General features: G+C 54.4%; 20 protein-coding genes. 10 read left to right on the top strand and 10 right to left on the bottom strand.

Translation table 11 applies throughout. The features are described 5' to 3' along the window. Positions 1-185: 185 nt before the first annotated feature. Together arcB and Q5705_13590 are read right to left on the bottom strand one after the other, a co-directional pair. Positions 186-2525 carry an aerobic respiration two-component sensor histidine kinase ArcB gene (gene arcB / locus Q5705_13595; protein WLI75623.1) on the bottom strand — a complete coding sequence of 780 codons (2340 nt, stop codon included), beginning with the start codon at positions 2523-2525 and terminating at the stop codon, positions 186-188. Positions 2526-2624: 99 nt separating this feature from the next. Next, positions 2625-3551 (bottom strand): TIGR01212 family radical SAM protein, encoded by a 927-nt coding sequence (locus Q5705_13590; protein WLI79030.1) that lies wholly within the window; start codon positions 3549-3551, stop codon positions 2625-2627. A 669-nt stretch (positions 3552-4220) separates the two neighbouring features. On the opposite strand from Q5705_13590, the gene gltB reads away from it, so the two are divergent. Both gltB and Q5705_13580 read left to right on the top strand, forming a co-directional pair. Further along, positions 4221-8681 carry a glutamate synthase large subunit gene (gene gltB, locus Q5705_13585; GenBank protein ID WLI75622.1) on the top strand — a complete coding sequence of 1487 codons (4461 nt, stop codon included), beginning with the start codon at positions 4221-4223 and terminating at the stop codon, positions 8679-8681. A 9-nt stretch (positions 8682-8690) separates the two neighbouring features. Continuing rightward, on the top strand, positions 8691-10109 hold the full coding sequence (locus Q5705_13580) for a glutamate synthase small subunit (GenBank protein ID WLI75621.1): 1419 nt from the start codon (positions 8691-8693) through the stop codon (positions 10107-10109). A gap of 388 nt (positions 10110-10497) precedes the next feature. Here Q5705_13580 and Q5705_13575 read toward each other — a convergent pair whose 3' ends face one another. Continuing rightward, positions 10498-10797 carry a hypothetical protein gene (locus tag Q5705_13575; protein ID WLI75620.1) on the bottom strand — a complete coding sequence of 100 codons (300 nt, stop codon included), beginning with the start codon at positions 10795-10797 and terminating at the stop codon, positions 10498-10500. 315 nt (positions 10798-11112) lie between these two features. On the opposite strand from Q5705_13575, the gene Q5705_13570 reads away from it, so the two are divergent. The 8 genes from Q5705_13570 to Q5705_13535 all read left to right on the top strand — a co-directional run bounded on the left by Q5705_13570 (position 11113) and on the right by Q5705_13535 (position 18778). Next, on the top strand, positions 11113-12825 hold the full coding sequence (locus Q5705_13570; protein WLI75619.1) for a DUF4153 domain-containing protein: 1713 nt from the start codon (positions 11113-11115) through the stop codon (positions 12823-12825). Between the two features lie 237 nt (positions 12826-13062). After that, entirely contained in the window at positions 13063-14601 is a 1539-nt protein-coding gene (locus Q5705_13565) for a methyl-accepting chemotaxis protein (GenBank protein ID WLI75618.1), read from the top strand. Positions 14602-14775: 174 nt separating this feature from the next. Further along, positions 14776-15393 carry a DapH/DapD/GlmU-related protein gene (locus tag Q5705_13560; protein ID WLI75617.1) on the top strand — a complete coding sequence of 206 codons (618 nt, stop codon included), beginning with the start codon at positions 14776-14778 and terminating at the stop codon, positions 15391-15393. A gap of 159 nt (positions 15394-15552) precedes the next feature. After that, the gene (locus Q5705_13555; protein WLI75616.1) at positions 15553-16092 is read left to right on the top strand and encodes a type IV secretion protein Rhs; all 540 of its coding nucleotides are present in this window, start codon (positions 15553-15555) and stop codon (positions 16090-16092) included. Positions 16093-16097: 5 nt separating this feature from the next. Continuing rightward, on the top strand, positions 16098-16481 hold the full coding sequence (locus Q5705_13550; protein ID WLI75615.1) for a hypothetical protein: 384 nt from the start codon (positions 16098-16100) through the stop codon (positions 16479-16481). Between the two features lie 76 nt (positions 16482-16557). After that, the gene (locus Q5705_13545; GenBank protein WLI75614.1) at positions 16558-17079 is read left to right on the top strand and encodes a TetR/AcrR family transcriptional regulator; all 522 of its coding nucleotides are present in this window, start codon (positions 16558-16560) and stop codon (positions 17077-17079) included. Further along, the gene (locus Q5705_13540) at positions 17076-18191 is read left to right on the top strand and encodes an MFS transporter (GenBank protein WLI75613.1); all 1116 of its coding nucleotides are present in this window, start codon (positions 17076-17078) and stop codon (positions 18189-18191) included. Before Q5705_13545 ends, Q5705_13540 begins: the two co-directional genes overlap by 4 nt. A gap of 128 nt (positions 18192-18319) precedes the next feature. Then, a complete protein-coding gene (locus tag Q5705_13535; protein WLI75612.1) occupies positions 18320-18778 on the top strand; it encodes a hypothetical protein in 459 nt (152 codons plus the stop codon). A 14-nt stretch (positions 18779-18792) separates the two neighbouring features. Here the strand turns inward: Q5705_13535 and Q5705_13530 are convergent, their stop codons facing one another. The 7 genes from Q5705_13530 to Q5705_13500 form a co-directional block, all read right to left on the bottom strand. Beyond that, positions 18793-19068, bottom strand: a complete 276-nt coding sequence (locus Q5705_13530) for a hypothetical protein (GenBank protein WLI75611.1) — start codon at positions 19066-19068, stop codon at positions 18793-18795. Continuing rightward, the gene (locus Q5705_13525; protein ID WLI75610.1) at positions 19065-19475 is read right to left on the bottom strand and encodes a hypothetical protein; all 411 of its coding nucleotides are present in this window, start codon (positions 19473-19475) and stop codon (positions 19065-19067) included. The genes Q5705_13530 and Q5705_13525 overlap by 4 nt, the downstream gene beginning before the upstream one ends. Before the next feature lie 361 nt (positions 19476-19836). Beyond that, positions 19837-21159, bottom strand: a complete 1323-nt coding sequence (locus tag Q5705_13520) for an ABC transporter substrate-binding protein (GenBank protein WLI75609.1) — start codon at positions 21157-21159, stop codon at positions 19837-19839. Beyond that, entirely contained in the window at positions 21152-22225 is a 1074-nt protein-coding gene (locus tag Q5705_13515; protein WLI75608.1) for an ABC transporter ATP-binding protein, read from the bottom strand. The genes Q5705_13520 and Q5705_13515 overlap by 8 nt, the downstream gene beginning before the upstream one ends. Positions 22226-22229: 4 nt before the next feature. Then, positions 22230-23054, bottom strand: a complete 825-nt coding sequence (locus Q5705_13510; GenBank protein WLI75607.1) for a phosphodiesterase — start codon at positions 23052-23054, stop codon at positions 22230-22232. Between the two features lie 10 nt (positions 23055-23064). Further along, entirely contained in the window at positions 23065-23952 is an 888-nt protein-coding gene (locus Q5705_13505) for a carbohydrate ABC transporter permease (GenBank protein ID WLI75606.1), read from the bottom strand. Next, positions 23942-24814 (bottom strand): sugar ABC transporter permease, encoded by an 873-nt coding sequence (locus Q5705_13500; GenBank protein WLI75605.1) that lies wholly within the window; start codon positions 24812-24814, stop codon positions 23942-23944. Before Q5705_13500 ends, Q5705_13505 begins: the two co-directional genes overlap by 11 nt. Between the last annotated feature and the right edge of the window lie 141 nt (positions 24815-24955).

Below are 24955 nucleotides of genomic sequence, written 5' to 3'. Positions count from 1 at the left end.
TGATAAGGGAGCCTTGCTTCACACATTTCACTGATTGATGTAACAAATCATTTAAGATTTGCTATCTTATGTGCGTGCAGTCGAATTTTTCTAGTCTGCGCCCTTGTAAAAAAACCAAAAATTACGGCGCAGCCACGGTTTCCCTGGTGTTGGCGCAGTATTCGCGCACCCCGGTTAATCCGGGGTCATTTTTTTGCAGCGTCAGCCACCCAGGCTTTCAGAATAGCGACATCGTTGCGCCACTCCTGCTTCATTTCCTCTACCCATTCGCCAACATTGTCCCACCAGGCGGGAAGATCGGGCGACTGGATCTGCTGCCCCAACTGTTGTAAATGACGCAAGCCCACCGAACCCGCAGCGCCTTTGATCTTATGGCCTTCTTCAACGATCCCTTTCTGGTCGCGTGCCGTCAGATTCGACTCCAGCACGGCCAAATAACCCGGCATCATTTTCTCGAAAACATCCAGCCCATCGGTAATTAACTTCGGCCCAACCAGCTCGATATACTGCTCAAGCATGGCGGTATCCAGCAGTGCGTTCGTCTTATCGTTATCGACTGTTGCCACGTGCTCCTCCTCGTCGTTACTGGCATCCCAAAACTTCTTAATCATGGCAGTTAACGCCGGGACTGCCAGCGGTTTGCTTAAGACATCATCCATGCCAGCATCAAGATACTCCTGCTTATCTTTCAGCACGTTGGCGGTCAGCGCCACCAGCGGCGGCAGATCTTCGCGGGCGTAACGGCTGGTTAGCGCCCGGGAGATATCCAGCCCGGTCATGTCCGGCAACTGAATATCCAGCAGCACAAGGTCGTATTCGCCGGGGGTAAACATCTCCAGCGCGGCAGTACCGGTCATGGCCACATCCACGCTGCTGCCGAGTTTTTCCAGCACCGAGCGGGCCACAATCACGTTCAGTTCGATATCTTCGACCAGCAGCACATGCAGTGCCGGTAACGGCATATCGTCCTCTTTAAACGCATCATCCACTTCTTCTGCTACCGCCGGGGCATGCACAGTCAGCGTAAAGAGGGAGCCATTACCTGGCTGGCTACTGACAGTGATATCGCCGCCCATATTTTTTGCCAGCCGACGCGACACCGCAAGGCCGATGCCGGTTCCGGTCGCCGGTTTACCGCCGTGACTGTCTTTGACCTGGTAATACATGGCGAAGATTTTGTCCTGCTCGTCGCGCGGAATACCGATGCCGGAGTCCTGCACGTCAAAATGCAGCATGTCTCCTTCATCGTAGCGAACACGCACCGTGACCTGCCCGCCTTCGGGGGTAAACTTGACGGCGTTGCTGATAAGATTCCACAGGATTTGCCGCAGACGCGTACCGTCGGTAATAACCTGGTGCGGCAGTGGGATGGTCGGTTCCAGCTCGAAACGCAGCCCTTTTTGATGCGCCTGCAAACCTGAAAGGTTTTCCAGATCCGCCAGGAAGCTGGTGAAGTCGAGCGGCTGGTTATCCAGTTGCACTTTGCGCCGCTCCATCTTATCCATGTCAATAATATCGTTGAAGATATTGCCCAGCGTCACGGCAGAGACATGGATAGTTTTGAGGTATTTCTCTTGTTCTTGCGTCAGTTCGGTATCAAGCAGAATGCGGCTTAAGCCAACGATGCCATTAAGCGGCGTACGCAGCTCGTGGCTGATGGTAGAGATAAAGGTGGTCTTGTCCCGGCTGGCGCGCTCCAGCGCATCCTGGTAGCGCTTACGCTCGGTAATATCGCGGCCAAAGCCCATCAGCCCGTGGCGTTTACCTACGCGGTCATAATAGGGCACTTTGCGGATTTCAAAGCAGGCTTTGCGCCCGTCCGGGTAATCCAGCCACTGCTCGTAAGTCAGCGATACGTTATGGCGAAAGACTTTCTCATCGGTTTCGATAACTTTCCGTGCCGCCTCTGGCGCATAAACATCCTGCGGTTTCAGGTTAATAAGCTGCTTCTCGCTTTTGCCGGTCAGCAGCTCCATCGCCCGGTTGCAGCCGGAAAACTCTTTGTCTTCATTGCGATAAAAGACCAAATCCGGGGAAGCATCGAGGAATGAACGCAGGAAGGAGGATTGTTGTTCGAGCTGGATTTGCGTCTGCTCGCGCTCCTGCATCTCTATTTTCAACCGTTCAAAGGTAGACTGGCGCTCGGCTTCGGCCTTCTCGCGATCGCTGATTTCCTGATTAAGCTGCGCAATATTGTCTTTTAGCTGCACATTCAGCTTCAGATCGCGCTCGCGCATCTCTTCGAGCTTTTCAACCAGCCGCGATAAACGCTGGCGCGACTCCTCAAGCTGCTCGACCACCACCGATAAAAAATAGACCGCCCAGGGGGTAATCAGCAGACCAAAAAAGATAGAGCGAATAACATCGATGCTTTCAACCTGCCCTTGCAACACCATGGTGACGGCCATTTGCACCACGATAGCCAACACTACCAGCGCCAACGCCAACAGCATCGAAAAGCGGACCAGACCGAGCTTCATCATTAAATCGACGTAATATTGCGCCAGTAAACGGATTTGCTTCATAGAGATTTCCTCGAACAATTCCGTCAATAATACTCAATTCTGGGCAAGGCGTTGAAGCTTGTGCGAAAAATGCTGCGACAATTCTGCATTACTGTGCAATCAGGTAGGTATTTTCCAGCAGTGACCCAGCGCAGAACCCTGCCCGCCCTGCACGGTTAAATACCTGTCCAGCTCGACCATGCCGGTCCAGCGGTTTTCACACCACAGCGGAGCCAGCAGCGTCGGGCGGCGAGCGCTGGCGGAAACCCGGTGATAAATCACCTCTGGCGGCGTATGGCGGATCATCTCCCCGGCAATGACGGTATATTCTTCAAGACCGATACCGTTCAGCCTGCCCGCTTCCCACGCTTTCGCCATAATGCTGCCTTTAACAATATGCAGCGGATGCAGTTTGATGCCGTCAACACCCGTGTCGACCACGCGCGCAATCGTCTCCAGTCCGTCCTGCTGGCCTTCGCCGGGCAGCCCCACAATCAGATGCGTACAGACTTTCAAGCCGCGTTCACGCGCCAGCCGTGTCGTTTTCTGATAACAGGCGAAATCGTGCCCGCGGTTAATGCGATGCAGCGTTTTATCGCACGCCGTTTGCAAGCCCAGTTCAAGCCAGACTTCATAGCCCTGCTGATGGTATTCGCACAGTAAATCGAGCACCGCTGGCGGCACGCAATCCGGGCGCGTACCCACGCACAATCCTACAATGCTGGCCTGGCTTACTGCTTGCTGGTACATGGAGCGCAGCACCTGCACTTCTGCCCAGGTGCTGGTATAGGCCTGAAAATAGGCGAGATAACGACGGGCGCGGTTGACGAGCTGCGCCTGGTGAGCAAGTTGTGCGGCAATAGATTGGTGCTGCTGCGCCTCATCGGCAAAGGAGGCGACATTGCAAAAGGTACAGCCGCCGCGGCCAATCGTGCCATCACGATTTGGGCAGCTAAACCCGCCATGCAGTGTCAATTTATGTACTTTTTCGCCATAGCGGCGGGCCAGATCCCCACCAAACATATTGACTAATTTTTGTAACTGCATAATCTGAAAGGCCGCCCAAATCAAAGGGCGTAGCCTGCCACTTTTAGCTTTCATCAGCGATGACCTGGATCAATCGCTCGGGAAGGCTTTTATCCAATGCATAACCAGTCAATATAATCGAAATTTCATTCACTGCCGGGTCGATTACTTTTGCTTATGTTCCGCCCTTAATTTGCAGAAATAGTATTGGAAGTGAAAAACAGTGGCTTTATGCACCCCCTGCATCTAAAGCAGGATAATCCTCTACCATTGATTCAGCACTCAGAATAGAACATCAGAAACAGCGCTTTTACATAGTGAGACAGATCACACTCTGTAGTCGCACTCCGCCGCCTCCCTTGAATGTAAAAATCATTAAACATTCATATAAATCATGTATTTAAATAACACTTAGCACATTTTTGGATAAATAAGCTCGCCATTTGACCTGTGTACGGATTCCCGATAAGTTGGGAATCCGCTGGAAGCTTTCTGGATGAGCAGTCTGCTCATCATATTTATGCAGTAATTGAGATTCCCTCTTAAGCAAGTCCTCAACACTTGTGAATCGATGCGAAAAGGATATTAAAGAGGGCGACATGCGAGGCAATTGCCCCGTCGCCATGCTCTTTTTGCGCCTGTGCGTAACGATCAGGAGGGCTCTCGCAGAGCCTGGGGAGGTTCACTGATATGTTGTACGATAAATCTCTTGAGAGAGATAACTGTGGTTTCGGCCTGATCGCCCACATAGAAGGCGAACCTAGCCACAAGGTAGTGCGTACCGCTATTCACGCACTGGCCCGAATGCAGCACCGTGGTGCAATCCTCGCCGATGGCAAAACCGGTGACGGCTGCGGCCTGTTGCTGCAAAAGCCTGACCGCTTTTTCCGTATCGTTGCCGAAGAGCGCGGCTGGCGCTTAGCCAAAAATTACGCCGTCGGCATGCTGTTCCTGAACCAGGATCCGGAAAAAGCCAGCGCCTCGCGTCGTATTGTTGAAGAAGAGCTTCAGCAAGAAACCCTGTCTATCGTCGGCTGGCGCGATGTGCCAACCAACGAAGGGGTGCTCGGTGAAATCGCCCTCTCCTCACTGCCCCGTATTGAGCAAATTTTTGTTAACGCCCCTGCCGGCTGGCGTCCGCGCGATATGGAACGCCGTCTGTTTATCGCCCGTCGCCGCATTGAAAAGCGTTTGCAAGAAGATAAAGAGTTCTACGTCTGTAGCCTCTCTAATCTGGTGAACATCTATAAAGGTCTCTGTATGCCGGCGGATCTGCCGCGCTTCTACCTGGACCTGGCGGATCTGCGTCTGGAATCGGCCATTTGCCTGTTCCACCAGCGCTTCTCCACCAATACCGTGCCGCGCTGGCCGCTGGCGCAGCCGTTCCGCTACCTGGCGCACAACGGTGAAATCAACACCATTACCGGTAACCGTCAGTGGGCGCGCGCGCGTACTTATAAATTCAAAACCCCGCTGATCCCGGATTTGCAGGATGCCGCACCGTTCGTCAACGAAACCGGATCTGACTCCAGTTCGCTGGATAACATGCTGGAACTGCTGCTGGCCGGCGGGATGGATATCGTGCGCGCCATGCGTTTGCTGGTGCCGCCCGCCTGGCAGAACAACCCGGAGATGGATCCGGATCTACGCAGCTTCTTCGACTTTAACTCCATGCATATGGAGCCGTGGGACGGCCCGGCGGGCATCGTGATGTCCGATGGTCGCTTCGCCGCCTGTAACCTCGACCGTAACGGTTTGCGTCCGGCGCGTTATGTCATCACCAAAGACAAGCTGATCACCTGCGCTTCCGAAGTGGGCATCTGGGATTATCAGCCGGATGAAGTAGTTGAAAAAGGCCGCGTTGGGCCGGGCGAACTGATGGTTATCGATACCCGTGATGGGCGCATTCTGCACTCTGCGGAAACCGATGACGATCTGAAAAGCCGCCATCCGTATAAAGAGTGGATGGAGAGAAACGTCCGCCGTCTGGTGCCGTTTGAAGATTTGCCGGACGAAGAAGTCGGCATCCGCGAAATGGATGACGATCTGCTGGCAAGCTACCAGAAACAGTTTAACTACAGCTTCGAAGAGCTGGATTCGGTTATCCGCGTGCTGGGCGAAAACGGCCAGGAAGCGGTCGGTTCGATGGGCGATGACACGCCGTTTGCCGTGCTCTCCAGCCAGCCGCGTATCATTTATGACTACTTCCGCCAGCAGTTTGCGCAGGTGACCAACCCGCCAATCGATCCGCTGCGTGAGGCCCACGTGATGTCGCTGGCGACCAGCATCGGGCGTGAAATGAACGTCTTCTGCGAAGCGGAAGGCCAGGCGCACCGCCTGAGCTTTAAATCGCCGATCCTGCTTTACTCTGATTTCAAGCAACTGACGACGATTAAAGAAGAGCACTACCGCGCCGACACGCTGGATATCACGTTTGATGTGACGCAGACCACGCTGGAAGAGACCATTAAAGCGCTGTGTGACAAAGCCGAACAGATGGTGCGCGACGGTACGGTTCTGCTGGTGCTTTCGGATCGTAATATCGCCAAAAATCGTCTGCCGGTTCCGGCGCCAATGGCGGTGGGCGCAATCCAGACACGTCTGGTCGATAAGAGCCTGCGCTGCGATGCCAACATTATTGTTGAAACCGCAAGCGCCCGTGACCCGCACCACTTCGCCGTGCTGCTGGGCTTTGGCGCGACGGCTATCTACCCGTACCTGGCGTATGAAACGCTGGCGAAACTGGTGGATAACAAAGCCATTGAGAAAAACTACCGCACGGTAATGCTGAACTACCGTAACGGCATCAACAAAGGGCTATACAAGATCATGTCCAAAATGGGCATCTCGACTGTCGCCTCTTACCGTTGCTCCAAACTGTTTGAAGCGGTTGGCCTGCATGATGATGTCGCCGACCTGTGCTTCCAGGGCGTTATCAGCCGTATTGGTGGCGCAAGCTTCCCGGACTTCCAGCAAGATCTGCTGAACCTGTCCAGGCGTGCCTGGCTGGCGCGCAAACCGCTGGAGCAAGGCGGTTTGCTGAAATATGTCCACGGCGGTGAATATCACGCTTACAACCCGGACGTAGTGCGTACGCTGCAACAAGCAGTGCAGAGCGGCGAGTACAGCGACTATCAGCAATACGCGAAGCTGGTGAACGAACGTCCGGCGGCAACGCTGCGCGATCTACTGGCCATTACGCCGAACGGCGATGCCGTCAACCTGAAAGATGTTGAACCGGCAACCGAGCTTTTTAAACGCTTCGATACCGCCGCGATGTCAATTGGCGCACTCAGCCCGGAAGCGCATGAAGCGCTGGCCGAAGCGATGAACAGCCTCGGCGGTTTCTCGAACTCCGGCGAAGGCGGCGAAGATCCAGCGCGTTACGGCACCAACAAAGTGTCGCGCATCAAACAGGTCGCTTCCGGTCGCTTCGGCGTGACTCCGGCGTACCTGGTGAACGCCGATGTTATTCAGATCAAAGTTGCTCAGGGTGCAAAACCGGGTGAAGGCGGTCAGTTACCGGGTGATAAAGTCACGCCGTACATCGCCAAACTGCGTTATTCCGTACCGGGCGTGACGCTGATTTCCCCGCCGCCGCACCACGATATTTACTCTATCGAGGATCTGGCGCAGCTGATTTTCGACCTGAAACAGGTCAACCCGAAAGCGATGATCTCCGTGAAGCTGGTTTCTGAACCGGGCGTCGGGACTATTGCTACGGGCGTAGCGAAAGCTTATGCCGACCTGATCACCATTGCCGGTTACGATGGCGGCACCGGTGCAAGCCCGCTCTCTTCGGTGAAATACGCCGGTTGTCCGTGGGAGCTTGGCCTGGTGGAAACCCAGCAGGCGCTGGTGGCGAACGGTCTGCGTCATAAAATCCGTTTGCAGGTCGATGGCGGTCTGAAAACCGGCCAGGACATCATCAAAGCGGCGATCCTGGGTGCGGAAAGCTTTGGCTTCGGCACTGGCCCGATGGTGGCGCTGGGCTGTAAATACCTGCGCATTTGTCACCTGAACAACTGCGCGACCGGTGTGGCGACTCAGGACGAAAAACTGCGTAAAAACCACTATCACGGCCTGCCGTTCAAAGTAACCAACTACTTTGACTTTATCGCCCGTGAAACGCGCGAACTGATGGCGCAACTGGGCGTGAAACGCCTGGTGGACCTGATTGGCCGCACCGACCTGCTCAAAGAGCTGGAAGGCTTTACCGCCAGGCAGCAAAAACTGGATCTGGCGAAACTGCTGGAAACGGCAGAGCCGCATGCGGGCAAAGCGCTGTACTGCACAGAAAATAACCCGCCGTTTGATAATGGCGTGCTGAACGCGCAGTTGCTGCAACAGGCGAAACCGTTTGTCGATGCGAAGCAGAGCAAAACTTTCTGGTTTGATATCCGCAATACCGACCGCTCCGTGGGTGCACTGCTATCGGGCTATATCGCCCAGACGCACGGCGATCAGGGTCTGGCGTCGGATCCGATTAAAGCGCACTTCAGCGGCACCGCAGGCCAGAGCTTCGGCGTGTGGAACGCAGGCGGCGTCGAGTTGTATCTGACCGGCGATGCCAACGACTATGTCGGTAAAGGCATGGCGGGCGGTTTGCTGGCGATTCGCCCGCCGGTGGGTTCCGCTTTCCGCAGCCACGAAGCGACCATTATCGGCAACACCTGTCTGTACGGCGCAACCGGCGGTCGTTTGTATGCCGCTGGCCGCGCGGGTGAGCGTTTCGCCGTGCGTAACTCCGGTGCTATCACTGTAGTTGAAGGTATTGGTGACAACGGCTGTGAATACATGACCGGCGGCATTGTCTGCATCCTCGGCAAAACCGGCGTTAACTTTGGCGCAGGGATGACTGGCGGCTTCGCCTACGTGCTGGATGAAAACGGCGAGTTCCGCAAACGCGTAAACCCGGAGCTGGTGGAAGTGCTGAGCGTCGATGACCTCGCCATCCACGAAGAGCATCTGCGCGGTTTAATCACCGAGCATGTGCAGCATACCGGTTCGCAGCGCGGCGAAGAGATGCTGGCGAACTGGCCGGCGTTCTCCGCGAAGTTCGCCCTGGTTAAGCCGAAGTCCAGCGATGTAAAAGCGCTGTTGGGTCACCGTAGTCGTAGCGCGGCAGAGTTGCGCGTGCAGGCGCAGTAAGGAATTTAGATGAGTCAGAACGTTTACCAATTTATCGACTTACAGCGCGTTGATCCGGCAAAGAAACCGCTGAAGCTGCGTAAGATTGAATTTGTTGAGATTTACGAGCCCTTCTCTGAAGGCCAGGCCAAAGCGCAGGCAGACCGCTGCCTCGCGTGCGGTAACCCCTATTGCGAGTGGAAATGCCCGGTTCATAACTACATTCCGAACTGGCTGAAGCTGGCTAACGAAGGGCGTATTTTTGAAGCGGCGGAGCTGTCGCACCAGACCAATACCCTGCCGGAAGTATGCGGTCGCGTCTGCCCGCAAGACCGTCTGTGTGAAGGTTCCTGTACCCTGAACGATGAGTTCGGCGCGGTCACCATCGGCAATATCGAGCGCTATATCAACGATAAAGCGTTTGAGATGGGCTGGCGTCCGGATTTGACCGGCGTGAAGCAGACCGACAAACGCGTGGCGATTATCGGCGCGGGCCCGGCCGGTCTGGCATGTGCTGACGTGCTGACCCGCAACGGCGTGAAAGCGGTCGTTTTCGACCGTCACCCGGAAATCGGCGGCCTGCTGACCTTCGGTATTCCGGCCTTCAAGCTGGAAAAAGAGGTGATGACCCGCCGCCGTGAAATCTTCACCGGCATGGGGATTGAATTCAAACTCAATACCGAAGTGGGCCGCGATGTGCAGGTTGACGATCTGCTGCAAGAGTACGATGCAGTGTTCCTCGGCGTGGGCACTTATCAGTCGATGCGTGGTGGTCTGGAAAACGAAGACGCGCAGGGCGTGTTCGACGCGCTGCCGTTCCTCATCGCCAACACCAGGCAGATTATGGGCTATGGCGAAACGCCAGCAGAACCGTATATCAGCATGGAAGGCAAACGTGTGGTGGTGCTTGGCGGGGGTGATACCGCCATGGACTGCGTGCGGACTTCTGTGCGCCAGGGCGCAACCCACGTGGTTTGTGCTTATCGCCGTGACGAAGAGAACATGCCGGGCTCACGACGCGAAGTGAAAAACGCGCGTGAAGAGGGCGTGGAGTTTCAGTTCAACGTGCAGCCGCTGGGCATTGAAGTGAATGCCAACGGTAAAGTGTGCGGCGTGAAGATGGCGCGTACCGAAATGGGCGCGCCGGATGAGAAAGGCCGTCGCCGCGCGGAAATTATCGCAGGCTCCGAACATGTGGTTGCGGCCGATGCCGTAGTGATGGCGTTTGGTTTCCGCCCGCACAGCATGGAGTGGCTGGCAAAACACAGCGTTGAGCTGGATTCTCAGGGCCGCGTTATCGCCCCGGAAGGCAGCGACAACGCATTCCAGACCAGCAACCCGAAAATCTTTGCCGGTGGCGATATCGTTCGCGGTTCCGATTTGGTGGTGACTGCGATTGCCGAAGGCCGTAAAGCGGCGGATGGCATCCTGAACTATCTCGAAGTGTAATCTCTCAGTAGCGACCAGAAGGAGGCTCCGGCCTAATGCCGGTCACTTAAGGTGACCGGCATTGTTTTTTAAGGGGTGTCCACAATCCTCTGTAAGCCGCATTCTACCGTTAGCTAATAGCGGAATCCCCGGCTTGAAAAATTGCACGTTTATGGTTGCCCCTCCCTCAACGATTAAGGCTTCAACTTCCCCCGTGCGCCTCTCCCAGCTGAAGGCTGGGCGGGCTGTATATCGATTTGCCTTCCTCTGTGGCGTTTATGACCCTGTTTCGCGTTCTGACCGTGAGGCTGTGGGTTAGGGTTACTCTTCTCTTTAAACGCTAAATCACTCCTGAATCTCCACTGTTAAAGCACTTTGCATTGATACTTGGCGCTTCTCTTGGCTGTCGTTATTGTTTTGGCTTTGGTGTCATCAATCGTTGATATTCGACCTCATAATAATTTTTGCCGCTTGCTTCTCCAGCAGCAAAACGGGCCATTAATTGCTGAATATCATCGCCACGGGCATGCCCCATATCAAGCCACCCCAGAACTTCAGAGTATAAAAGCCCACCCTTAATGCCTGATTCAGACCAGTATTTGGAAGGATCCAAAATTTCTTCACGTGTACTCACTTTAATTCCCGCACATATCCTTGTGGAAAAATCACTGCTATTTATTACAAGCAGTGATGGCGTTAAATTTATCACACCGAAACTCCTTTCCTGAATGGTGCAGGCTCATTAACGGTGATAGTTGTTTTCTGAAAATCACACACCTGTATCAACAAATTATCGCCATATGAAACTTAGAATGAAGAAATCACTACTGTTGTATTTTCCAGCTAATATGGATTGGTCCTATGCCTCCACTCAACCAAAACAAGTTATTGCGCTTATGTTCGTCGCGTGGACAATGCTTAAGCATGTATTGCGCTTTTATCATCGTTCCCTGTATCGCCTGGATAGTCATTTCCGCTTATGAATAAGAGTTCCCCCCCTTCCGTTAAACAGCAAGGAATCGCTATGTTGCAAAAAGACGTTTTCCCCACCACGACCAAATGGGCAATCATCGCAATCGGTATAATCGCCGGGCTGCTTTGGGCTTTGCCGGACGGCCTTAACCTGCATGATCGCTACTCGCTTTATCTGCTGCCGCTTTCATTGAGTGCAACCAGCGTACTCGCATTCACGCTTTACCGTCTCAGCGCCGTCAGACCCTGGATCTGTGCACTTCTGACGATGCCGTTTATCGCGTTGATGACAGCCTGGCAGCGCTGGAACTTTCCCGAATTACCGCCTGGTGAGTTTCACTTTAGAAATAGTTGCGCCGTCATCGTTATGCTCAGCCTGGTGATGCCGTTTTGGGTCGCTTTCTGCAATGCATCGCCGCAGAAGGAAGGTAAAACCTCATGCATAACCCATGCGCTGTGGCGCAACACCTTCACCCTTGGCGTCACCGGCATTATGACCGGGCTGTTCTGGCTGGTGCTGATGCTGTGGAGCAAACTTTTCAGCATGATCGGCATCGTGCTGTTTGAACGCCTCTTTTTTGATAATCCTTTTTTCCCGCCGATGGCGACCGGCGCGGTCATCGCCGCAGGCATTGTGTTTTGCCGACGTCTGCCGGGTGCGGCCGGGCTGTACCGCCATTTGATTACGCTTGCGGTCAGCGTGCTGTTGCCATTACATGCCCTGACTTCTTTGCTGTTCCTGGCCTGTTTGCCTTTTACCGGCCTGGATATTATCCCGAAAGATTTTTCAGCCGCGACGCTGCTGCTGACCATGACACTGCTGATGCTGGCATTCAGCGCCATCGTTGGCGAAAGGGCACCTGCTGAATCACGCTGGCAGCGTGGGATTGCGCGTCTGGTGCTGGTTGCACAAGGCCTGACACCGCTGTTGGCGGCGCTGGCTGTCTGGGCGCTGTGGTTGCGCGTCGCTGAATATGGCTGGACGGTGGAGCGGGTTTACGGTGCTGCCATCGCGCTTCTCGCCGTTACCGGCTCGCTACTGCTGTTATGGTTTCAACGGCGGGCCTGGTCACAGGGTGCCGGCAGTATGAACACATTCACCGCGTTAATGCTGGCTTTAACGGCCGGCGGCTGGTTTTTGCTGCATACGCCCACGATCGACCCGTGGCGCATTACCGTGAAAAATCAGCTGACGCGTTATGCGCAGGGTAAATCAAAAGCGGATGCGATGGATCTCTACACATTCAGCGACGCGGGCCGCCGGGGGAAACAGGCATTGACGATGCTGAACAAACATCCTCAATGGCTCGCCGATCCTGTCGAGCAAAAAGCCATGCTGATGCAAATCCTGGCAGGGCAATATACCGACAGCGTAAGGCATGGTATCAACGACCTACAGCAAAGCATCCCGCTGCGCGCCGGCAGCGAAGCGCCGCCTGAAAGCTGGTGGCAGGCTCAGACAGAGTATGTTGATCAATCACTTAGCACATGCCTTGTAGATGCCGGTTCCTGCCTGGTCTGGATGCAGGATCTCAATAATGATGGCTCGGCGGAAGTGCTGCTCTATAGTCGCAATCAGTCCGGGATCGTCGTCTATGCCCGGCAAGGCATAGAATGGCGTCAGATTGGCAACGTAACGCTGTCGCAAAGTGCTGACAAAACCATCCGCGAAGGCTCGTTCAAAACGGTCACAAAACCCTGGCGCGATCTGGAAATCAATGGCCAGCGCTATCCAGTTCAGTACTATGGCTTCGAAGGGCAATAAGGGCGGTTTCGGCCTTTAATCTCTTCACAGCTCAGCCCGCACTGCGCCAGATACAGGTGCCGGCGGGCTGGAAGCGCATGATCGAATGCGTTTTTAAACCCCGGAATACCCCTCACAAGTGTAAATACGCTTATTTAAATTAAATTTCCCGTCCTTTTGGTCGATTACTAACTTATGGCAGTCCTCATTGTGTGAGGTGCCGGATCGTTATGTTGCTTTATCATCCAAGGGACCACTATGTCAGTCAGGCGTTTTTCATTTCTCGTTTTTACTCTTTTACTCTGTATCTTTCTGATCAGTTCGGCTTCTAACCTTTGGTCACTGACCCGCAGCAATGAATCGCTGGATAATGTGAACAAAGAAATTCACGTGGTGCTGTCGGTCATCGACCCGATTAACCACAGCCGCACACTGCGGGTGCGTCTGATGGAGGCAATGATTAACGCCTCGCTGGGTGATAACCAGAAAGTGCAGGCGTCGCTTGAGGGGGCAAATGAGGTACTGAAAAAAGCGATAGTGGCTTTTGATAATTACCGGGCTTCGCCGCGCCTGGCGGGTGAAGGTGAACTTGCAACCCCTTACGCTCGCGCCTGGCAAGACTATGTCGATAACGGTCTGCACCCCTTAATGGATGCAGTGCGAAGCAACGACGCTGCGCGCTTCAATCAGCTTGTCAGCACGACGATCCCCCAACTCGAACGTCAATTTGAAATCGCGCTTGATAACCTGCTGGCGTTTCGCGAAAAACATGCCCAGCATCTGAACATTGACGCGCAGAACCGTTTCGTTAACAGCATGCTGACCCTCGGTATCTTCTCGCTGCTGTTTACGCTGATTATTGTCGCCATCTGTGTTCTGCTCCGCCGTCGTGTGCTGACGCCGCTGGATATGGCGCGTTTGCACTGCCACAGAATGGCGGAAGGTGAGTTGCATACACCGATCGTTTGCGGTTCGAAAGATGAAATGGGTGACATGCTTGGTGCTCTGGAGCAGATGCGACTTTCTCTGATGCAGATAATCTCCCAGGTGCGGGCTTCCAGCCAAAGCGTGGCATACGCAGCGGAAGAGATAGCCGAGGGTAACACCGATCTCTCCTCACGTACTGAGGAGCAGGCGGCTTCGCTGGGGCAGACCGCAGCCAGCATGGAACAGCTTACCTCTACGGTGAAACAGACCTCAGAAAACACCCAGCAAGCAAACAACCTTGCAGGCAATATGCGCAACGCCGCGCAGGAAGGGAATGCCATTGTTGAAGAAGCGGTTGTCTCAATGAAAGAGATCGAATCCAGCTCCAGCAAAATCGGCACCATTATCGGGATTATTGAAGACATTGCCTTCCAGACCAATATCCTGGCGCTCAACGCAGCGGTCGAAGCGGCCCGCGCAGGCGAGCAGGGGCGCGGTTTCGCCGTCGTCGCGACGGAAGTTCGTAACCTGGCGCAGCGCTCATCCGTTGCGGCAAAAGAGATCAAAGAGCTTATTGAGCTGTCTGGCCGACAAGTGCTGGTAGGCAGCGAGCGTGTAACCAGTGCGGGCGCAAGCATGCAGCGCATTATCAGCGCCGTTAAGCAAGTCTCAGAACTGATGTCAGAAATCGCCATGTCGACCGGTGAACAGAGCCGCGGCATCGATCAAATCAACATTGCGGTTGCGCAGATGGATACCGTCACGCAGCAGAACGCCACGCTGGTAGGGGAAGCGTCGACTGCGGCTTACTCGCTCCAGCAGCAGTCACAGATACTGAAAGACGCGGTTGCGGTGTTTAAGCTGAGCTGATGTTAATCCGTTAGCGAGTTTTGGCAGGCTTCGGCCTGCCTTTTTATTGTGCCGGGAAAAATAAAAAAACAGGGATCTTTTCCATGCACCAGACAGCAAAATAATTCCCGCCTCGTCATTTTCCCTACACACAGGCGTCATAAAGTAGCGCTACCTGTGAGGTGGAGATAACTGATGAAGCTCGTGAAATTAGCTGAAACCTGGGTCGACCCCAGCGTGCGCATGCGTGAATGCGAAATTGGGCAGCAGTGCGAAGTCCTGGCAAATAGCCTGATGGAATACAGCTCGCTGGGAGATTTCTCCTACCTTGGCGAATATTGCACCATTGCCGATGCGAAGATCGGTAAATTCGTGGCGATTGCCAACCATGTCCGCATTGGTGCGCCCAATCACCCAATGGAGCGCCCGTCCCAGCATCGCATCACTTATTGCCCTGAATACTACTCTGCCGATGCCGTGCGCGATCACGACTTTTTTGCCCGCCGCCGCGAAGACAGCGTCACCATCGGCAATGATGTATGGATTGGTCATGCCGCAATCGTGCTACCCGGCGTCACGGTTGGCGATGGCGCGGTGATCGCCGCCGGAGCCGTGGTCAGTAAAGATGTCGCACCCTATACCATCGTCGGTGGCGTACCCGCCAAAACTATCCGCCTGCGCTTCTCGTCGCAAATTGGGCGTCAATTGCAGCAGATCGCCTGGTGGGACTGGCCGCTGGAAACCCTCATTGAACGGCTGGCGGATTTTCAAGGTGAAAATATCGAGGCGTTTTGTGAAAAGTGGGGGAAATAACACCAGAACCGAATGCGTTTGGCGTAAATTTTTACAGGCCTGACTAAATAAATTCCGATTCATTCGGTAATACGTGCACGCTCCGATTTATCCCGCCGCAAAGTAGTAATAATTGCGCGCGGTCAGGGAAGGAACCCTGAGAAATATAAGGAGCATGGAATGGCTACTGAACGTAAAGAAGGGACTCTGCGGCTTATGACGCTGGGTGAAATAGCCATGGCGCGTCGCTTTTACGGGGATGCCATTGTTTACAGCCGCGTCTGGATCCATTGCGATAGTTATTTACCCTTTGGTTTGCAACACCCGGATTATGTAATGGCGCCCAATGGGGAGATTTGGTTCAGAAAAGAACGCTACCAGGATGATTTTTCACAACCAGATGCAACACTCCAGGATAAACATACTTTCATTCATGAGTTAGGTCATGTATGGCAGCATCAGCACGGGCAATGGGTGCGGACGCGTGGATTTTTTAGCTGGGCGGCGAATTATTTCTACCAACTCGACCGGGAAAAACTTACGGATTACTCCCTTGAGCAACAGGCATCCATTTTGGCGGATTACTGGTTACTTCTGATTTATGGTATCGATCTTTGGCAGTTGTATCAGAACGAGAATCAGCCAGGAAAATATCGCGGGAAAGATGATATACGTGATATTCCATTTCTCTACCAAAAAATTGTGACAGGCAGAAGGTAAGCATAATGAGAACAGGCGCGTTATTTACAGTAATCTTTATGTTAACGGGCTGTATTGGTTTTCTTGACAAAATGACACCTCATATCGCGACATCGGCATTTGTGAAAAACAACGACATATGCGCAGTCTCTATCATGAAACCCGGTGAAAAAATGGTCTCGGTTGAAATCCATTCCAGTGACGAAAGAACGCGTTTCGAGGTCTTTCCGGATAAACCACGCTATATCCCTGCGGGTGGGTGTCTGCCGGTATTTAGCACAACCTTCAATGCAGGGGAAAAATACGCTTTTTATTGGAACGTCGTGCCCGTTAAAGGCGATGCCTATTTGATCACCACCCGATTCACGCTGGCAGCCGATGCTCAGGGGAACCTCACGCTTGCTCCGTAATGCCGGTATGCCTTGCCCGCACAAAAACTTCACGCATTTTTTTGCATAAGTAAAACGATCGGTTTACTTTTTAACTATGCAAAAACGACAAGATATCATTCAGGCCGCCGAGCGGCTGTTCTATAGCAACGGCTTTCACGCCACTAGCACTGACCGCATCTGTCGTGAGGCGGGCGTTTCAACGCGCACGCTTTATCGTCACTTTCCGTCCCGAGAGCAGCTCACCGAGGCAGTGATGCAGGCGCGCCAGCAGCGGTTTTTTGCCGATCTGCAAAAGCCGGATCACCCGCAGGCTATCGATACGCTTTTCACCGTACTGGGCAAATGGATGGAAGAGTACGGGACGGACGGTTGCTTCTTTCTCAAAGCCTGGGGCGAATACGCCCAGGAAAACGTTCGGCTGTCGGCGCTGGCGCTCGGTTTTCGCTATGCGCTGCGCGAATACATCGCCGCCTGCGTTAACAACGCCGCACTGGCAGATGCGGTCTGGATGTTGTTCGAAGGCGCTATTACCTCCGCGCTGATTGTCGGCCCGCAATCTGCCCATCGTGCCGGTGAAGCTGCGGCAATGTTAATTGCCCGCCAGGAGGCGCGATGAAAACATCCTTCTCGCTTGCTGTTACAGGCTTCTCGCTGATTGCGGTTTCCTACGGCCTGGCGCGTTTCTCGTGGGGATTAATGCTGCCCGCCGTTTCACAGGATGTGCCGTTCAGCTCGCGTCTGGCAGGCATGCTTTCGGCCTGTAGTTTTGCCGCCTATTGCCTGTCGGTAACGCTCGCCTCCCTGCTCAGCAAACGCTACGGCCCCCGACTCCCGGCCACGGTTTCCGCGCTCTGTGCCATGGCTGGCCTGCTGGTGCTCGCCGTTGCCGCATCCCCTCTGTTCCTGGCCGTCGGGTTGTTTATCGCCGGGCTAAGCGCCGGGCTTGCTTCGCCTTCTCTCGCTGACGCGGTCAGCCAGGCGATTACCGCGCAGCGTCAGACGCAGGTGAACACCATCATTAACGCCGGTACCGGGGCAGGGATCATTCTCTCCGTGCCGCTGCTGCTGTTTTTGCCCTGGCGCACCGCTTGTATTGTTTTCGCCGTTATCGCGCTGCTGAGCCTGGTGCCGGTGTGGCGTTATCTGCCGCAGGAAACCAGTAAGCAAACCCAGCGGCATGAAAGCGTGTTTCAGCGTCGGGTCATTCGCCTGGCGATCATCGCCTTTATTAGTGGAATGGCCAGCGCGGCATGGTGGAGTTTTGGCCCGGATGTGTTGAGCCAGCATGCTCATGTGACAGATAAGCTTATCAGCATCTTATGGCTGGTCTGCGGCGGGGCGGGGATCCTCGGTGCGCTCACCGGTCCCGTTGCGCGTTATATCGGCATGCGGCAGGTTTACCGCCTTTCGCTGCTCTTTATGGCCGCTCCACTGGTATTGATAGCCGTCAGCCATGCGTTTTCCTGGTGGCTTTTCCCGGCCGTTGCGCTGTGCGGCATTGGCTATATCACGCTCTCCGGCGTGTTGTTGGTGGGCGGTGCCGGGGCCACGCCTGCCGCCCCGGCTTCCGGCGTTGGCGTGGTCTTTTTTATGCTGGCCGCCGGGCAGGTCGCTGGCTCCATGCTTTTTGGCGTGCTTTATGCGCAAGCCGGAGCCGCGCTGGCGCTGATTACCTTCTCTTTGCTGGCGGGGGCGATGGTGTTTTATACGCCCGCAGTATCGTCATGACCGTTGGCAGGGGCTGGAGCTAATGATGCGGGGAGCGCGTGTTTAATTGTTGCACCTGAAAGCAGGCATTAAAGGTTTAATGCATAGTTAAAGGTGCAATAACGCTCAAGGATGAAAGGGAGTGGCTCATGCGCAACATCAGCAAATCGGCGGCGTTCATATTCAGCGTGCTGAAGTGGGGAATAGTATTTATCGTCTCCTTAGGTCTGGTACTGTTCTTTTTGCTTTGGCTGACGCTCTCCGGCCTTGGCGAAACCACGGTTTATACCGAGCAAAATCTGTGGAATTACCATTCACTGACGCAAAAGGCGATTGCGCAAGCGCCGCGCATCACCGCAAATTATCATTTTGAATTCCACAACGGCGACGGCTACCCCTCAACCAATAGCATCATCTTTGACAATGCCAGCAATGTGGACGCGCTGCGGGAATACCTGAAAAGCATAGGTTACCAACGAGACCCGCGCCCAGGAACGGGCGCGGAAGAGTGGGTTAAAGCGAATGAGCCAGGTGCAGATTCGTTTTCGCTCTACTATGACCCTAAAATCCGGCAAGCAACGTTAAGAATGACTTTGTTAAGTTGGTGAGTGCTTACTGAGAGTTAGCGTCCGCGAGTATAAATTTTTTTATGTCGGTGGCCTTTGTAACCAATGCACTCCCCGGTTTCAGGATTAACGTAGTATTTAATCGGTGACGGGAAGAATTGCTCATTGAATGGTGCATCAAGTGGCGGTGCAATATTGGTATCGATTTCCCAGTATTGCACATTGTCGATTTCCACAAGCGAAGCCTCATGGTATGCCTCGTCCCAGCAATTTTCGAAGTTTTTATCTGCATAGGCTTTGGCTGCCGCTAATGCTTTTTGTTCATCGATCATTGTTGAATACCATAGTAAACGTTATACATCGATCCACTGACTGTGACCGGACCCAGCAAGATACCTGCGGCTTCGTGCCGTAGTGCTGTGTATGTTATTTGGTATGCATTGCCAAGAGGGAACCGAAAACCTTGCAAAACATACCGTGGGGAAACGCCATTTGCCCGTAATAATGCGATGGTTTCAGCGAGTGCTTCTTCAAGGTAGCGAAGGATATAAGATTTGGTATAACCGCCACTACGAAGAGCTACTCTGGCTTCCCTTAATAGGTAAAATTTTGGTGCGATAAACTGATGCACTTTTTCATGGTAAATAGCTTCCAGAACATCATGTGCTGCTTCTTTTGCCGTTTTCTCTGCCCGATTAAAGTTTCTGCCGATAACGATATCCCCAGAAGGATATGTCATAGCATCGCCTGCGGGGTATTTGTTGGTGAATATCAGCCTGGGGCGATAACGCCATCCAGGGTGGGTATTCCTCGGTAAATTCATTGCTGTCGCACGTTTGCGGGTGAAAGGTGGAACTTTAAACCCTCTATAGTGAGTATTAAAAACGTCATCTGGTTTCCTACGCAAAAGAAGAGCAAAGACGGTATTAATACCAATAAGCGTAATCGCTTCCGCCAGGTCTTTCGCTGCGTCATCATATACCTGTAAAAACGGCAGGGTCTCGACGCAGATGTCCGGAAGAATCTGAAAAGTTGGATATCGTTATTTGCTGGAAGGCGAGTGCTACAACCCCCGCTTCCCTGCGGGGCACAACCATAGATTATTTCACCGCCTGCAACGCGGTTTTTTCAACGTACGGTTTCATCAGCGTGTCCGCCTCTTTCTGTGCCGCTTCGGCGGCGGCTTCCGGGGTGACTTTTTCGTCATTCACCACGGCGGCGAGCTGGTTTTCCATTGCTTTGCGTACGGCGACAGTTTCGTAAGTGGAGTACCACGGGTGCGCATACTGCAACTGTTCCAGTGCAATCGCCGCGCGCGGATCTTGCTTCAGGTATTCCTTCATCTCTGGCGTATCGTACGAGGCTTTGCGCGGCGAGAAGTACCCAGTGAAGCGGCTCCAGGCGCCGTTAACTTCTGGGCTAACCAGGTAGGTCAGGAACTGGTACGCCGCTTTTTTCTGCGCGTCCGATATGCCTTTAAAACTCACCAGGCTGGCACCACCAATTGGCACCGCGCGCTGCTCCTGCGCGGGCATCATCGCCACACCCAGTTCGAAATCTTTGGTGTTTTCACGCATAAAGCCCAGCGCGCCGGTGCTCAGCATTGCCATGCCCACTTTGCCGGAGAAAAACGCTGCGCTGATCTGCTTAGAGTTCAGCACGCCGGAGGGCATCACTTTGTCTTTGTAGATCATCTCCTGCCAGAAACGCAGCGCGCCAATGGTGGTTGGCGCGTTGTAATAAACCTCGCCGGGGTAGTTTTCATTAAAATAATTACCGCCGTTGGCGCGCACCAGCGACGAGAAAATCCAGCCGCCGTAATCGTCGTTGGTTGAAGGCAGCATAATGCCCCACTGGCCTTTGCTCTGGTCGGTCAGCTTTTTCGCGTCTTCTAGCAACTCTTTCCAGTTCTGCGGCGGCTGCTTGATACCCGCCTGATCGAACAGCGTTTTGTTGTAATAAAGGATCGGCGTTGAGTTATGGAACGGAATGGCGTAAGTCACACCCGTCACCTGCGCGTTTTTGCGCATCGCTGGCCAGAACTCGCTTTGCAGGAAATCACCCGCTTTTTTATCGCCATATTTGAACAGTTCGTCCATCGGCAGGATTTCATCTTTCAGCGCCAGATCGGTAGTGAAGTTGGCGGACATAATCACCAGCGCAGGTGGCTGGCCCGCTTTCTGCGCAGACTCGGCTTTCATCTTGGTGGTGTCGTAGCTGCCGGTAAAAATCCCGCGCACTTCCACGTCCTTTTGGGAATCATTAAACGCTTTGATCACGCGTGTCATCTCCATCGTCAATTTGCCATCGACCGGGGCGGGAAACATAAAGTCGATTTTCTCCTGCGCAACAGCAGTGCCGCTTATCGCAAGGGTGATGCCGTAAGTAAGCGCTCGCAACGTATTTGGCAGAGGCTTATGCATGGTCTGTCTCCTGGTGTAAGTTAAGCTGCGTCTGGGCAGCAAAAAGATGGCAATCAAGGGGTGAAAAACCGACGCTGAGTGTGTCCCCTTTATTGGGCACATCGCCCCGGTGTCGGCGGATATAGCGCAGGTTGCCAATTGGCGTGCTGACATGAAGCTGGTAATCCGCGCCCATCAGTTCCCGCTGGGTCACGGTGGCGGGCAACATCAACTGGCCTGCTTCGGGTGTATCAGTAATGTGCTCCGGGCGAATGCCCAGCCATACCTCTTGCAGATGGCTGGCGTGAGCAGGCAACGGCAGGCATTGCTCGCCCAATTGCACTTCACCCTCCGCACACGGTAACAGCAGCAAGTTCATGGCCGGGGAGCCAATAAAGCCTGCGACAAACAGGTTGGCCGGGTGCGCGTACAGATGCTCCGGTCGGCCAACTTGCTGCACATGGCCGCCATTCATCACCACAATACGGTCGGCCATCGACATCGCTTCGGTCTGGTCATGAGTAACGTAAATAGTGCTGGTCTTCAGTTGTTGATGCATCGCCATAATGCTGTCGCGCACTTCAGTGCGCAGGCGCGCGTCAAGGTTGGAGAGCGGTTCATCCATCAAAAACAGCTTCGGGTTACGCACAATGGCGCGCGCCATTGCCACGCGCTGGCGCTGGCCGCCGGAAAGCTTCGCCGGTTTGCGGTCCAGCAAGGTGTCGAGTTGCAACATCTGCGCCACGCTTTCCAGCCGCGGCTGCCAGCTTGATTTCTCTTCGTTGCGCACTTTCATGCCGAAAGTGATGTTGTCGCGCACGGAAAGGTGCGGAAACAGCGCGTAGTTCTGGAAGATCATCGCGAAGTTGCGCTCGCGCGGCGAACGGGCGGTGATCTCGTCGTTATCAAGCCAAATCTCGCCTTCGCTTGCGCTCTCCAGCCCTGCAATCAGGCGCAGCAGGGTGCTTTTGCCGCAGCCGGACGGACCAACCAGCACCACAAACTCGCCGTCGCGAATATCCAGCGACAGCGCGCTGAGCGCCGCTTTGCCGTCGAACACTTTGCTTATCTTATTCAGTCTTAACATTGTCTTAGCGCTCATCCACCGGGCAACTGATGTTCTCGTTGTAAAGCCACGGGCCGGCGTAATGGGAGAGCGGATGCAGATAGCTCACCCACTGTTCGCCCACCTGGCGGTGCATCAGGCACGACGGCGGCGACATGTCGTAATAAGGGCGCTTGTCTTCATGAAAATACGGCACCTGATGGACGGTCGCCGGGATCGTCGCAATCGTCGCCTGGCGGTACTGGGTCATAGTCAGGCTATGGTTATGGCCGCAGAAAATACGCGTCAGCGCCGGGAAACGCTCAACCAGGCTTAACAGCAGATGACCGTTTTCACAGGCGATGCGATCCATCTGCGCGTTACCGAGCGGCAGCGGCGGGTGGTGCATAAAGAGGGCAGTCGGTTTGTCTTTGCTGGCTGTCAGTTGCGCTTCCAGCCAGGCCAGCGTCTCGCGGGTCAGCCAGCCTTTGGATTCCCCGGCAAGGCTTGAGTCGATAAACAGCAGGCGGGTGGCAAAGTCATCAATGGCATAGCGCATGTTCTGCGGATCGCTGCCAAGCTGCGGGCAGAGCGGGTGCAAGTACTCCAGAAAATGGGCTTTGTCGTCGTGGTTGCCGGGAATAACAAACAGCGGGTAGTCGAGACTACCGAGGATCTGGCGCGCCACGCGGTACTCTTCCGGGCGGCCGCAGTTGACGATATCACCGCTCACCACCACTGCATCCGGGCGTTCACGCAGGGCGTTTAGCTGGCACACCACGTCGGCATTACCAGCGTTAATATCAATAAAACCGTACAGCTTCTCGTTCTGGCTGCGGAAATGGGTATCGGAAATTTGCGCTAAAAACATTACTGCCTCCTTATTTAATGCCGGAGAAGCCAAAGCTTCGAAGAAACTGTTTCTGGAAAGCGATAAACGCGATCATCAATGGCAGGCAGACCATCAGCGTCCCGGCGCTGATCATTCCCCACTGACCGCCGGATTCCGCGCCCATGGCGAAGGAGACCAGCCCGACCGTCAGCACCTGTTTGTCCGGATCGTTGAGCATCATCAGCGGCCATAAATACTCGTTCCAGTGGTAGGTAATACTGACAGTGGCGAAGGCCAGTACTGACGGCCAGGACATCGGCAACATCACGCGGAACAGCACCTGCCACCAGCGGCAACCCTCCATCAGCGCCGCTTCTTCAATCTCTTTCGGAATGGCGAGAAAGGCCTGGCGCATCAGGAACACGCCGAATGCCGAGGTGAAATAGGGCATCATCACGCCGGTTAATGTGTTGAGCAGGCCGAAGGTTTTCAGTGTCAGCATGTTGGGGATCATCATCACCACCGGCATGATCATTAGCTGCACCAGAAACAGGATGAACAGCGTCTGTTTGCCGCGAAATTCGTGGCAGGCGAAGACATACCCGGCGGTGGTGATGGTGAAAAGCTGCACGAGGAAGGTGCCGAACGAGAAAATCAGCGTGTTGGCGTACAGGCTCAGCCAGTTGGCGCTCTGCCATGCATCGCGGAAGTTATCCAGCGTCAGCGGGAAGCGCGGCAAAATCGAAGCCATCTCTTCGCCAAAGGTGGTGGCGCTGAAAGCAGACGAAAGCATCCAGATAAACGGGCTAATCCACAGCAGCGCCATGCAGCTCATCAATACCGCAAGGGTAACCGGGCGCGACTGGCGCAGGCGCAGCCACAGCGGGCGCGGCACAGATGTAGTGCGGGTAATGGCGGGTGAAACCTCAACGCTCATAGTGCGCACCTCTTTCGAGTAATTTCAGGTTAACCAACGAAAAGACAAACAGCCCGACCAGCGTCAGGAAGGTGGCGGCAGACGCTTTGCCGAGATCGTGGGTGTCCCAGGCAAGGTTCTGGATGTAATAGAGCAGCACGGTAGTGGCGTTATCCGGCCCGCCGCGCGTCATTACCGCCACATGATCAATTTGGGTAATCGAATAGATCAGCGCCGTGGTGACAACAAAGCTGATGGTCGGGCGCAGCAGCGGCAGCGTCACCCGGAAGAAGACCTGGGTTGATGTCGCGCCTTCCATCACCGCTGCTTCGCGAGTGGAAGCCGGGATGCCCTGCAAACCGGCAAGAAAGAACAGCATGTAATAGCCAGCGAATTTCCACACGCCAATCAGCGCCAGTGCAAACAGCGCGCTGTTGCTGCGGCCCAGCCAGTTGTTGTTCATCGGGCCGAAAAGTTGCGCCAGGTAATGGTCGAGCATGCCGAGGCCGGGCATAAAAATGAACAGCCACAGCGCGGCGGCGCTGACCATCGGGATAATCATCGGGAAGAAAAAGGCGGTGCGCAGCCAGCGGTTAATGCGATGGTTTTCCCACAGCGCGACCGCCAGTAGCAGTGCCAGCGTGACGCCCGGGATCACCGTCAGCAGGAGATAAACCAGATTATTGAACAGCGATTGCCAGAACACGCTGTCTTCCAGCAAGCGCGCGAAGTTACTTAACCCTACAAACGGCGGATTGTCGCTCGCCATGCGCGTGTCGAACAGGCTGTCATACACCGAACGCAGCAGCGGAAAGTAAGTAAAAAGCGCCAGAAACAGCAGCGAAGGCGACAGGATAAGCCAGGGAAGCCAGTACTTTTTCATAAGTGCCTGAAAACAATTTACGGGTTTCGAAAGCGGGGATTGTGTGAAAAAAATGCTGCAAAAGGATGGCGCGCAGGTGACTGTTTAATGAACGGGAGTCGGTTGAGGGAAGGCCCGATAAGCACAGCGCCATCGGGCAAA

Origin of the sequence: Kosakonia sp. H02 (assembly GCA_030704225.1) — a bacterium.
GTDB lineage: Bacteria > Pseudomonadota > Gammaproteobacteria > Enterobacterales > Enterobacteriaceae > Kosakonia.
The sequence above is the reverse complement of the archived record's forward strand: the minus strand, read 5'-3'. Positions and strand labels throughout refer to the sequence as shown.